This is a genomic window from Streptomyces sp. Edi4 (assembly GCF_040253615.1).
Taxonomy (GTDB): domain Bacteria; phylum Actinomycetota; class Actinomycetes; order Streptomycetales; family Streptomycetaceae; genus Streptomyces.
In genome coordinates this window covers 1,177,842-1,189,865 of the sequence record NZ_JBEJGY010000004.1, presented here as the reverse complement: position 1 = coordinate 1,189,865, position 12,024 = coordinate 1,177,842, and the positions used below count along the sequence as shown (strand labels likewise).

Sequence of the window (12,024 nt, the reverse complement as noted above, 5' to 3'; positions counted from 1 at the left end):
GGTAGGCTTCCCGGCGTGCGCCAGGGGGGCGCACGCCGGGTTTTGGCCCGGCGCGAGCGGGAGGAAGCGCGTTGCACATCCAGGAGTGGCTGGAGCACATCCCCGCCGTCAGTGTCTATCTCCTGGTGGCGCTCGTCATCGGTGTCGAAAGCCTCGGCATCCCGCTGCCCGGCGAGATCGTCCTGGTCAGCGCGGCGCTGCTGGCCTCGCAGCAGGGACACATCGACCCGGTGGTGCTCGGGGCCTGTGCGACGGCCGGCGCCGTGATCGGTGACTCGATCGGCTATGCCATCGGCCGCAAGGGCGGCAGGCCGCTCATCGCCTGGCTCGGGGAGAAGTTCCCCAAGCACTTCAGCGAGGGCCATGTCGCCATGGCGGAACGGTCCTTCCAGAAGTGGGGCATGTGGGCCGTGTTCTTCGGCCGCTTCATCGCCCTCCTGCGGATCTTCGCGGGACCGCTCGCGGGCGTCCTGCACATGCCGTACTGGAAGTTCCTCATCGCCAACCTGCTCGGCGGCATCTGCTGGGCCGGCGGCACGACCGCCGTCATCTACTACCTCGGCATCGTCGCCGAGTCCTGGCTGAAGAACTTCTCCTACCTGGGCCTGGTGGCGGCCCTGCTCATCGGGGTCGCCTCGATGCTGGTCGTCAAGAACCGGGCGAAGAAGTCCATGGCGCAGGCGGAGGCCGCGCACGAGAACGTGTCGGCCGGGGACTGAGCGGACCATCGCGGCGGGGGCCCGGCGCGGAGCCTCACGCGGGGCCGGTTCCGGGGCCGGTCCGCAGCAGCATTCTCATGGCGCGGCCGAACACGAGGCGGCCCGCCACCGCGATCAACGGATCGAGGGCGCGCGGCACTGCGCGTACCCGAAGCTCCTCACGCCAGACCACATACGCCCCAGGCCCCGCCGCCCCCACCTCGATCTCTGCCCAGCCCGTGATCGCACGGCCCCGCTTCTCCAGCCGGCACCGGCCCGGGGCACCCGGGACCGGCGGCTGCCAGCGGGTGACCTCCATCGGGTCCTCGAAACCAAGCCGCCCCGGACCGGTGCGGGCCACGAAGAGCGTGCCCGAGCCCGTGGGCGGCGCGGTGCGCACGACGATCCGCGTCAACGGGACGCCCTCGCCGTGCCGTTCCCAGTCGGTGAGCCGCCGCCACGCCTCGGCGGGGGCGAGCGGGGTACGGCGGTCGATCTGGAAGAGTGCCATCGCGCGATGGTATGCGGCCAGGGCGCGCGCGGGCCGCAGGCCGTCCGCCGTGCCCCGCACCCGGCCCGGGCGGGCCCCGGCCACGCGGGCCCCGACCCGGTCGCCCAGCGTGAGGGCGGCGCGATGCAATCCGTACAAGGAGTGGCGCATGGCAGAGCAGGCGTTGGTCAGGGCCGTGGGCGGCAAGTCGCCCGAGATCGCCCCGACCGCATTCACCGCACCCACATCGGTGGTGCTCGGCGAGGTGACCCTGGCCGAGGGGGCGAGCGTCTGGTACCACGCGGTGCTGCGGGCCGACTGCGGGCCCATCGTCGTCGGCGCCGGGAGCAACATCCAGGACAACTGCACCGTGCATGTGGACCCGGGCTTCCCGGTCACGGTCGGCGCGCGGGTCACCGTCGGGCACAACACGGTCCTGCACGGCTGCACCGTGGAGGACGACGTCCTGGTCGGCATGGGCGCCACCGTCCTCAACGGGGCCCGGATCGGGGCGGGTTCGCTGGTCGCCGCGCACGCGCTGGTGCCGCAGGGCATGAACGTACCGCCGGGCTCGCTGGTCGCGGGCGTACCGGCGAAGGTGCGGCGCGCGCTGAGCGACGAGGAGCGCGAGGGGATCAAGGTCAACGCCCTGATGTATGTCGGCCTCGCCGAGGACCACCGCGCGGCGCACGCCGGCTGATCCCGCGCTGAGCGGAAGATCACAGGTGTCGGCGGTGAGCGACCGGGGCGGCGGTGAGTACCGTGAGCGGGTGCCCAAGAACAGAAACACGTTCTCATCGCTGACCGCCTGGCGGCGCGAGATCGCCTCCCGCGCGGTCCACGGCGGTTGGGGCCTGATCAAGGAGGCGGGCGCGGTCACCGCCGAGCACCCGGGCCGGCTGCGCTTTCGCAGGATCGGACCCGGGACCCGCCTCGCCTTTCCGCAGGGCACGGTGTTCGGCGAGCCCTGGATCGAACTGGGCGACCACTGCGTCATCGGCGAGCAGGTCACCCTGACCGCCGGCATGATGCCGGGGCTCGACCTCGGCGCCGAGCCGATCCTGACCCTGGGCAACGGGGTCGTGCTCGGGCGGGGCAGCCATGTCATAGCCGACACGACCGTCTCCATCGGCTCGGACACCTACTGCGGCCCGTACGTCTACATCACCTCCACCAACCACAGCTACGACGACCCGCACCAGCCCGTGGGCAAGCAGTGGCCGCGCATGGAGCCCGTGGAGATCGGCCCCGGCTGCTGGCTCGGCACGGGCGCGGTGGTGCTGCCCGGCGCCCGGCTCGGCCGCAACGTGGTCGTGGCCGCGGGCGCGGTCGTACGCGGTGAGGTGCCCGACCACGCGGTGGTGGCGGGCGCGCCCGCCAGGATCGTGCGCACCTGGGACGAGCGCGACGGCTGGCAGCCGCCGCTGCGGACCCCCGCGCCGGTGCCCATCCCGGAAGGCGTCACGCCCGAACAGCTCCTGGCCGTCGCGGAGTTGACCGCCGAAGAGGCCTGAGGGGCGGGCGGCACCAGGAGTGGTCGTCGCGGGACGGCGGCCGCACCGGAGCGTGGTGCAATATATTGGACTCCGTCATCGCGGTACTGGACGGCCTTCCCGGGCCCACCCCTTGGACGGAATGTGTCGGACCTCGAACTGCTGACCCAGTCACTGGCCCGCAGCGTCAAGCGCTGGCGCACCGAGCGCGGCTTCACGCTGGACGCGCTCGCGGCCCGCGCCGGAGTCAGCCGCGGCATGCTCATCCAGATCGAGCAGGCCAGGACCAACCCCAGCGTGGGCACCGTGGTCAAGATCGGTGACGCGCTCGGCGTGAGCATCACCACCCTGCTCGACTACGAGAGCGGCCCCACCGTGCGCGTCGTCCCGCCCGAACAGGCCGTCCGGCTCTGGTCGAGCGAGCGGGGCAGCCACAGTGTGCTGCTCGCCGGTACCGAGGCGCCCGGCCCGCTCGAATTGTGGCACTGGCACCTGGAGCCCGGCGACGCCAGCCCCTCCGACCCCCACCCGGGCGGCACCATCGAGCTCATCCATGTCACGCGCGGCACGCTCACCCTGCGGGTGGACGGCGTCGACCACCGCATCCCGGCCGGGCATTCGGCCTCGTTCGAGGCCAACACGGCGCACACCTACGGCAATGAGGGCCCCGAGCCGGTCGAGATGACGATGGCGGTATCGGTCCCCTATGAACGCTGAACGCTGAACGGGTGAGCGGCGTACGCGAAAAGGCAGGCGGGGCGCGCCCGGTGACCATCCACGTACGCACTTCGTCCGGTTCACCCGCACGTTTGGGATGATTTCCCGCCCGTATCTGGTAATCGGCCCCGCTCCTGGTGGAGGGTGACTATCGTCGCTCCCGCGGCTGGGGGTGCGGAGCGAGCCGCTTCCCTTTGTTTCCCTCTGTGCCGAAACCACTCATGCGGGTGGTTTGGGCGCCGACGCCGAACCCGGGCACGGGTCGGGGCCGTTGGGCTGTCCCAGGGGGCGGCCGTGGCCGGACCGGTCGCCCGTGGCGCGTGAGCGCCCACGGGCGCGGCGCCCGGTCGCGTCGCGCGACGCCCCCCAGGCCCACACCGTCCCACGAGCCGCGTTTCGCGCAGCGACCCCACAGCACCCGCTGAGCACCCGTTGCGCGAACGGTGCTCCCATCCGAAAGGCGCTCACGTGGAAGCTCTCGTCTCGGCGGCCCAACGGCCCGGCCCCGCCCCGCACCGGCCCGCCGGCCGGCGGCTGCCGCTGACGCGGCGGGCCGCGGCGCAGAGCGCCGGCCTCGCCCCCGCGAGCCTGACCCGGGTGCTGACGACCGGCGCCGCCCCCGGGGTGCCCGGCGTCTCGGCCTTCCAGTCGGCACTCTGACGAGCGGACCGACACTCTCCATGGACCGGGACCGGCCGACCCAGCCCGCTCTGTCGCAGTTCGTCCTGAAAGTGCACAGCCGCTGCGACCTGGCGTGTGATCACTGCTACGTCTACGAACACGCGGACACGAGCTGGCGCGGACGGCCCATGGCCGTCTCCGCCGCCATCCTCACCCGGGTGGCGGACCGCATCGCCGAGCACGCCCGGCGCCACCGGCTCGCCACCGTCCACGTCGTTCTGCACGGCGGCGAACCACTGCTCGCCGGCCCCGACCGGCTGCGGCGGGCCGCCGAGGAGCTGCGGCGGGCCCTGCGCGGGGTGAGCGCGCTCGATCTGCGCATGCACACCAACGGGGTCCTCCTGGATGAGAAGTTCTGCGAGCTGTTCCTCGAACTCGGTGTCAGGATCGGGGTGTCGCTCGACGGCGACAAGGTCTCCAACGACCGCCACCGCCGCTACGCCGACGGCCGCAGCAGCCATGACAAGGTCATCCGCGCCGTCCAGCTGCTCAGCCGCCCGCGCTACCGCCCCCTGTTCGCGGGCCTGCTGTGCACCATCGACATCGAGAACGACCCGGTCGCGGTGTACGACGCGCTCGTCGAACTCGCCCCGCCCCAAATCGACTTCCTGCTGCCGCACGCCACCTGGGACACCCCGCCGCCCCGCCCCCGGGGCGCCGCCACCCCGTACGCCGACTGGCTGGACGCCGTCTACCGGCGCTGGGACGCGGCGGGACGCACCGTCCCGGTCCGCGTCTTCGACTCCGTACTGCGCACCCTGCGGGGCGAGAGCAGCCTCACCGAATCGCTCGGGCTCGCCCCCGCCGACCTCGTGGTGATCGAGACCGACGGCACCTTCGAACAGGCCGACAGCCTCAAGACGTCCTACGACGGCGCCCCGGCCACCGGCATGGACGTCTTCACGCACTCGCTCGACGACGTCCTGCGCCACCCCGGCATGCTCGCCCGCCAGCAGGGCATCGAGCAGTTGTGCGCGCAGTGCCGGGCGTGCCCCGTCGTGGCCTCCTGCGGCGGCGGCCTCTACGCCCACCGCTACCGCACCCGAAACGGCTTCGACAACCCGTCCGTGTTCTGCCCCGACCTCCTCGCGCTCATCACCACCATCAGGGACCGCGAGGCGGCCGTGCCCGCGCCGCCGCGCGCCCCCGCCGCGGAACTAACCATGTCGCGGGGCGACTTCGACGACCTCGCCGCCGGTTTCGGTGGCGCGGACACCATCGCGCGGCTGGCCGCCGCCCAGCTGGAGATCAACCAGGAACTGCTCGCCGCCGTCAGCGGCCGCGTCGCGCTCTCCGACCGCGAGGGCGCGGCGGCCTGGGAGCTCCTGACCGATCTGGACGCCGAGGTGCCCGCCGCGCTCGACACGGTCCTCGCCCACCCCTACACCCGGCCGTGGGCGCTGAGCGTGCTCGAGGGCCGAGCGGCGCCGGCCCAGGGTCTCGCCGAGATCGCGGCGGCCACCGTGCTGCGCGCCAGACTCGACCGCGGCGTGCGCCTCGCCCCGCGCGACGGCGTGCTGCGCCTGCCGGGACTGGGCAGCGTCCACCTCGGCGAAGGGGCGGACCTGGCCGAAGTGAGCGCGGGACCCGAGGGGTTCACGGTGTGCGCCGGTGCCCGGCGGCTCGACATCGGCTGGCACGAGGGCCTGGACGGTCCCGTCCCGCACTGGCAGCCCGTACGCCTCTTCGAGGGGCAGGGCTGGAGCGTCGCCATCGAGGACACCGACCCGCTGCGGGACTGCCACAGGTGGCCCGTCGCCCGGCGGACGGCGGCCGACGAGGCCAAGCGGTGGGCCGACGACCTCGCAGGCGCCTGGGCGCTCATCCGGCGCGAACTGCCCGCCTACGCCGACGGCGTGGCCGCGGGCCTGCGTCTGATCACCCCCCTGCACGCGCCGGACGGCAGCAATGTCAGCGCCGCCTGCAAGGAGGCGTGGGGCGCGATCGGCGCGGCCAGGCCCTCATCGCCCGACCAGCTGGCCCTGCTCATCGTGCACGAGTTCCAGCATGTGAAGCTCGCCGCCGTTCTCGACGCCGTCGACCTGTACGACCCGGCGGACCGCGCCCTGTACTACGCCCCCTGGCGCCCCGACCCGCGCCCCCTGGCGGGCCTGTTGCAGGGGACGTACGCGCACATCGCGGTAACCGACTTCTGGCGAGTGCGCCGCGTGCGGGCGGCCGGGGCGGCCGAACGCGTCGCCGCCGAGGCCGAGTTCGCCCGTTGGCGTGTGCAGACGGCGCGGGCGGTCGAGGAGCTGCTTGGCTCCGGCTCCCTCAGCGACCTGGGGCGGGAGTTCGTCACGAGCATGGGCGAGACCGTGGGGGGCTGGCTGGACGAGCCCGTCACGGCGGCGGCGCGCGCGGCCGCCGACCGGTCCGCGCGGCGCCACCGCGCCGAGTGGACGGCCCGCCTCGAAGGAACGAGCTGAGTGAATTCCCGCGCGAATCGCGGGAATTCACCCACCTTTTGATTGATCGACTCGCGGTGCGGCGCATGATTTCGGTCATGATCTGATCGAAGTTCCGCGCGGCGCCGCCCTACTGGGTTTGTTCGTTCTGTTCCGCCGGAGAATCTTCCGTTCCTACACTGAGGACCCATCCACTTGGACCGGGGGAGACAGTGGTGCACGGATCAGTGGGGGCCGGTGACGACGGGCAGAAGCCCTACTTCTTCCTCAGCTACGCGCACACGCCCAAGAGCGACCCCAAGGACAAGGACCCCAACCTCTGGGTCCAGCGCTTCTTCCGGGACCTCTGCGCGCATGTGATGCAGCTGACGCCCCTTCCGGCCGGCAGCGCCGGCTTCATGGACCAGCAGATGCAGCCGGGAGAGGGGTGGCAGGAACGGCTCTCGGAGGCGCTGGCCTTCTGCAAGGTGTTCGTTCCGCTGTATTCACCGAGGTATTTCCTCAGCGAGCAGTGCGGCCGCGAATGGTTCGCCTTCTCCAGCCGGGCCGCCGCACAGAACACCCGTAACAGCTACAACAACAGCAACCCGGTGACCGGCGTCGTGCCCGCGCTGTGGGTTCCGGTGCCCGCCAGGCAACTGCCCCAGCCCGCCGAACGGCTCCAGTTCAACCACGCCACCTTCGGCGAGGAGTACGCCGACGAGGGCTTCTACGGCCTCATCAAGCTCAACTACCTGCGCGACCAGTACGAGCGCGCCGTCTACCGGCTCGCCAAACGCATCGTGAACGTGGCCCAGCAGTCCGAGCTGCAACCCGGCGACCCGCATCTGGATTACGCCAAGGTGCCGCCCGCCTTCGGTCCCACCGGCGGACCCGCACGCGACATGGAGGTCTCCGTCCTCGCCTGCTCCCGCTCGACCCTGCCCGCCGGGCGCGGCCCGGACTGCTACGGAAGCGAGGCCCTGGACTGGAACCCCTACCATCCGGTCTCCTCACGCCCCCTCGCCGACCACACCGTCGACGTCGTACGCAATCTGAACTACGCCGTGCACCTCAGCGACTTCGAGGCCGAGCCGCAGCGGTTGCTGGCCTCCGCGTCCCCCGGTCCCGGGCTGCTGCTGCTGGATCGCTGGGCCCTCGACGCGCGGCGCAGACGCGAGCTGGTGGAGCGGCTGTGCGCGACCCGCAGGCCCTGGATCAGCGTCATGATCCCCGGCAACGCGGCCGACCCCCAGGAGCACGCCCGCGCCGACGACCTGGCGCGGGAGACCGACGCCGTGCTGGCCCCCCGGGCGGACGAGAGCGACGGGCACCGCACGCCGAGCGCGGGACTGCCCAGCCTGGAAGCCTTCAGCAAGGCGATTCCCGGTGCCGTGAAGGCGGCGGTCAGACACTTCGAGGCCAACGCGCCGACCTATCCACCGCCCGGCAGCGGCGGGCCCATGCCCCGCGTGCTGCCGGGCGGGATCGGCTACGGCGTCAACGCCTTCGGCGGCCGAGGTCACAGCGCGGACCAGGACAAGAATCACGCTGATAAGGCGGAGGGCTCATCAGATGACTGAGAACCGCAACGGGACCGTCGTCACGTTCTACTCGTACAAGGGCGGCACCGGACGGACCATGGCGCTCGCCAACTGCGCGTGGATCCTGGCGGCCAACGGATACCGGGTCCTCGCCGTCGACTGGGACCTGGAGGCACCCGGCCTGCACCGGTTCTTCCACCCCTTCCTCGACCTCGCCGACCTGGAGGCGACCCCGGGCCTGATCAACCTGATCACCGACTACCAGGACGAGGCCAGGCGCCCCGCCGACCGCGCCCCGGACTGGCACCGCGAGTACGCCCGGGTGCGCCCCCACGCCACCTCCCTCAACTGGAACTTCCCCCAGGGCGGCAGCCTGGACTTCCTCTCGGCGGGCCGCCGCAACCGCGACTACCCCTCCATCGTCGGAAAGTTGGACTGGGACGACTTCCACGAGCGGTTCGGCGGCGGCCAGTTCTTCGACGCCATGCGCGAGGACATGCAGCGCCACTACGACTACACCCTCATCGACAGCCGCACCGGCCTCAGCGACATCGCCGACATCTGCACCGTGCAGATGCCCGAAGTCCTCGTCGTCTGCTTCACGTTGAGCGACCAGAGCATCGACGGCGCCTCCGCGGTGGCCCGCGACATCGAGGAGCGCTACCACGACCGGCGCATCCGCATCCTGCCCGTCCCCATGCGCATCGACGACGGCGAGAAGGAGAAAGCGGACGCCGGGCGGGCCCTGGCCCGCGAGAGCTTCCCGGGCTTCCCGAGCGGCCTGGGCGCCGACGAACTCGGCAACTACTGGGGCACGGTCGAGGTTCCCTACCGGCCCTTCTACGCCTACGAGGAGATCCTGGCCACCTTCGGCGACGCGCCCAACGTCAGCAGCTCCATGCTCAGCGCCTGTGAACGGCTCACCTCCGTCCTGACCGGCGGCATGGTCAACTCGCTGCCCCCGATGGACGAGGCCGACCGGCTCACCCACGTCGCCGCCTACACCCGGCGCAGGCCCATGCCCGCGTCCAACCTGGTCCTGACCCATGTCGCCGAGGACCAGATGTGGGCGGACTGGCTGGTCCACGTGCTGACCACGGCCGGCTTCCACGCCGTGCCCGTCGACATCCGCACGGCCCAATCGGCAGCGGTGGAGGCCGAGTTCAGCGCGGGCGTCGGCTACCGGGTCATCCCGGTGGTCTCACAGGCCTACCTCAACGCCGAGCGCGCCCGGGCCCTGTGGGAGAGCGGCGCCGGGCTCGACCCGGGGGGCGGACGGCGCCAGATCCTGCCCGTCCGCGTCGGCGACGTACGCCTCAGCCCGCCGCTCAGCAGCCGTGGCGTCGTCGATCTCGTACGCCTGGACGAGAACGACGCGGCGGGCGCCCTGCTCCAGGCGTTCGACCGGGCCGACGCCGCCACCTCGCTCGCGGCCGGGCCCGCCGGACCGCGCTATCCCGGCAGCGTGCCCAAGATCTGGAACGTACGCCCCCGGCACGCCTGGTTCACCGGCCGCACCTCCGTCCTCGAGCGGCTGCGGGACCAGCTGCGCGGCGACGGCCGCTCCGCCCAGCGCTTCCCGCAGGTCCTCTACGGCCTCGGCGGCGTCGGCAAGACCCAGGTGGCCCGCGAATACGCCCACCGCTTCCGCGCCGACTACGACCTGGTGTGGTGGATCGAGGCCGAGCAGCCCGACCGGGTCGTCTCCTCGCTCGCCGAGCTGGCCCAGGAGATGGACCTCAGGGCCGGCGACGTGGTGGCCGAGGCGGCCGCCGCCGCGTTGCAGGCCCTGCGGCGCGGCGCCCCCTACTCGCGCTGGCTGCTGATCTTCGACAACGTCGAAGACCTGGACCGGGCCATCAAGCTGCTCCCCGACGACATCGAGCCCATCTCCGGCGAGACCTACGGCCACATCCTGGCGACCTGCCGCAACAAGCCGGCCTCGACGCAGGTGGAGGCCATGGAGGTGGAGGTCTTCACCCGGCCCGAGAGCATCGAGCACCTGTGCCGCCGGGTGACCAAGCTGCCGGTCGCCGACGCCGACCGGGTGGCCGACGCGGTCGGCGACCTGCCGCTGGCCGTGGAGGTCGCGGCGGCCTGGCTCGCCGAGACGGCGACACCGGTCGACGCCTATGTGGATCAGCTCAGGGAACAGAGCACCAAGGTGCTCTCGCTCGGCAAGCCCGAGGACTACTCGGAGCAGATCGGCGCGACCTGGAACATCTCCATCAGCCGGCTGCGCGACGAGTCCAAGGCGGCGGTACGCCTGCTCGAACTCTGCTCGTTCTTCTCCGCCGAACCGATCTCGATGCGGCTCATCGGCAGCGACTCGATGTTCGAGTCCCTGCTGCCCTACGACCCGGACCTGCGCGAACGCTACATGCTCGGCAAGGTCATCCAGACCCTGAACCGTTTCGCGCTCGCCAAGGTCGACCCGGCGGACAGCAGCATCCAGGTGCACCGCCTGGTCCAGGCGGCGGTGCGGGCCGGGCTCAGCGACGAGGAGGCCGACACCGCCAAGCACGAGGTGCACCGCATCCTCGCCGAGGCCCGCCCCGTCGAGGGCGTCGACCGCGACAACCCCGTCAACGACCCCAAGAGCTGGCCCAGTTTCGAACTGATCTGGCCGCACCTGAGCGCGTCCGGCATCGCCGACTGCGACGAGGAGAAGGTCCGCCAGCTCATGGTCGACCGCATCCGCTATCTGCTCAAGCGCGGTGAACTGGAGAGCGCCCGGGTGCTGGGCACCCAGCTCAACAAGGTCTGGACCCGCGAGCTGGGCGAGAACGACCTCCAGACCCTCAACATCCGCTTCGAGCTGGCCAACGCCCTGCGCGCCCAGGGCAAGTACCAGGAGGCACGGGCGATGGACGAGGACACCCTCGCCCGTCAGATCAGCGTCCTGCACAGGGACCACCCGGGCGACGACCACCCCAGCATCCTCATCACCACCGGAAGCCTCGCGGCCGATCTGCGCGCCCTCGGCAGGTTCGACGAAGCGCTCACCCGTGACCTGCGGATCTACCACGGGCTGCGGCAGATCTTCGGCGAGAACCACCCGCGCACCCTGATCGCCGCGAACAACCTCGCCATCGACTACCGGCTCAGCGGCGACAGCGAGGCGGCCCGCCGCCTCGACGAGGAGACCGTGGAGCGGCGCAGCGCCCTGCTCGGCGACGACCACCCCTTCACCCTCACCACCAAGGGCCACCTCGCGCGCGACCTGCGCGAGAGCGGCGACTACACGGCCTCGGTACAGCTGCTGCGGGAAGTGGTGGCCGCCTTCGAGCGGGTGCTGAACGCCGACGTGCCCGAGGCGCTGCGCACCGCCAAGAGCCTCGCGGTCTCGCTGCGCAAGGCGGGCCATCCGCACGAGGCGAAACGGCTGACCGAGGAAACGTACAACCGCTACCGCGGCCGGTACGGCACCAAGGCGCCCGACGCCCTCGCCTGCCTCCTCAACCTGGCCGCCGACTTCTCCGCGACCAGGGACCGCCAGACCGCGCTCGACCTGGCCCTCCAGGCCCTGGAGGGCTACCGGAGCACCCTGGGCGAGGAGCACCCCTTCACGCTGGCCTGCCGCAACAACGTCCACATCTACCAGCGCGGGCTGGGCGCCGCGGAGGAGGCGGCGCGGGGCGGCGAGGACGTGCGGGCCGCCCTTGAGGAAGTCCTGGGCCCGCGCCACCCGTTCACGCTGTGCGCGGCGATCAACCTCGCCAACGCCTACGGCGACATGGGCCGCCCCGACCTAGCCGAACGCTGGGAAAGGACCGCGCTGAAGGGCCTGTTGGAGCGGTTCGGCCCCACCCACCCCGACGTGCTCGCCTGTCGGTCCAACCTCGCGATCACCCTGCGGGCGGCCGGACGCGAGGAGGAGGCCCAGCGGCTGCGCGCCTCCATCCTGGAGCCGTCCGCCAAGCAACTGGGTGTGGACCATCCCATCGCCGAGGCGGCGCGCGCCTGGCGCCGGATCAACCGGGACCTGGAGCCCCAGCCGGTGTGAGTGACGCG

General features: G+C 71.9%; 9 protein-coding genes. 8 read left to right on the top strand and 1 reads right to left on the bottom strand.

Translation table 11 applies throughout. From position 1 onward, the window contains the following. Nucleotides 1-71 precede the first annotated feature (71 nt). Nucleotides 72-719 (top strand): DedA family protein, encoded by a 648-nt coding sequence (locus ABR738_RS07380; RefSeq protein ID WP_350229175.1) that lies wholly within the window; start codon nucleotides 72-74, stop codon nucleotides 717-719. A gap of 34 nt (nucleotides 720-753) precedes the next feature. Here ABR738_RS07380 and ABR738_RS07375 read toward each other — a convergent pair whose 3' ends face one another. Continuing rightward, nucleotides 754-1,209, bottom strand: coding sequence for an SRPBCC family protein (locus ABR738_RS07375; RefSeq protein WP_350229174.1), 456 nt, complete (start codon nucleotides 1,207-1,209; stop codon nucleotides 754-756). A 148-nt stretch (nucleotides 1,210-1,357) separates the two neighbouring features. Here ABR738_RS07375 and ABR738_RS07370 point away from each other — a divergent pair, with 148 nt between their 5' ends. The 7 genes from ABR738_RS07370 (at nucleotide 1,358) to fxsT (ending at nucleotide 12,016) form a co-directional block, all read left to right on the top strand. Continuing rightward, nucleotides 1,358-1,888, top strand: coding sequence for a gamma carbonic anhydrase family protein (locus ABR738_RS07370; RefSeq protein ID WP_350229173.1), 531 nt, complete (start codon nucleotides 1,358-1,360; stop codon nucleotides 1,886-1,888). Nucleotides 1,889-1,958: 70 nt separating this feature from the next. Beyond that, nucleotides 1,959-2,702: an acyltransferase gene (locus ABR738_RS07365; protein WP_350229172.1), complete on the top strand. Its 744-nt coding sequence runs from the start codon at nucleotides 1,959-1,961 to the stop codon at nucleotides 2,700-2,702. A gap of 123 nt (nucleotides 2,703-2,825) precedes the next feature. Continuing rightward, on the top strand, nucleotides 2,826-3,398 hold the full coding sequence (locus ABR738_RS07360) for a helix-turn-helix domain-containing protein (RefSeq protein ID WP_350229171.1): 573 nt from the start codon (nucleotides 2,826-2,828) through the stop codon (nucleotides 3,396-3,398). A 468-nt stretch (nucleotides 3,399-3,866) separates the two neighbouring features. Continuing rightward, nucleotides 3,867-4,058 carry a hypothetical protein gene (locus ABR738_RS07355; RefSeq protein ID WP_350229170.1) on the top strand — a complete coding sequence of 64 codons (192 nt, stop codon included), beginning with the start codon at nucleotides 3,867-3,869 and terminating at the stop codon, nucleotides 4,056-4,058. A 20-nt stretch (nucleotides 4,059-4,078) separates the two neighbouring features. Next, the gene (locus ABR738_RS07350; protein WP_350229169.1) at nucleotides 4,079-6,508 is read left to right on the top strand and encodes an FxsB family cyclophane-forming radical SAM/SPASM peptide maturase; all 2,430 of its coding nucleotides are present in this window, start codon (nucleotides 4,079-4,081) and stop codon (nucleotides 6,506-6,508) included. A 194-nt stretch (nucleotides 6,509-6,702) separates the two neighbouring features. Continuing rightward, nucleotides 6,703-8,049, top strand: a complete 1,347-nt coding sequence (locus ABR738_RS07345) for a TIR-like protein FxsC (protein ID WP_350229168.1) — start codon at nucleotides 6,703-6,705, stop codon at nucleotides 8,047-8,049. Further along, the gene (gene fxsT, locus ABR738_RS07340; protein ID WP_350229167.1) at nucleotides 8,042-12,016 is read left to right on the top strand and encodes an FxSxx-COOH system tetratricopeptide repeat protein; all 3,975 of its coding nucleotides are present in this window, start codon (nucleotides 8,042-8,044) and stop codon (nucleotides 12,014-12,016) included. Before ABR738_RS07345 ends, fxsT begins: the two co-directional genes overlap by 8 nt. Nucleotides 12,017-12,024 lie beyond the last annotated feature (8 nt).

Excerpts from the sequence above, each read along its gene's own strand:
- ABR738_RS07375 (WP_350229174.1), bottom strand. The coding sequence starts at position 1,209 with ATGGCACTCTTCCAGATCGACCGCCGTACCCCGCTCGCCCCCGCCGAG.
- ABR738_RS07370 (WP_350229173.1), top strand. The coding sequence starts at position 1,358 with ATGGCAGAGCAGGCGTTGGTCAGGGCCGTGGGCGGCAAGTCGCCCGAG.
- ABR738_RS07350 (WP_350229169.1), top strand. The coding sequence starts at position 4,079 with ATGGACCGGGACCGGCCGACCCAGCCCGCTCTGTCGCAGTTCGTCCTG.
- fxsT (WP_350229167.1), top strand. The coding sequence starts at position 8,042 with ATGACTGAGAACCGCAACGGGACCGTCGTCACGTTCTACTCGTACAAG.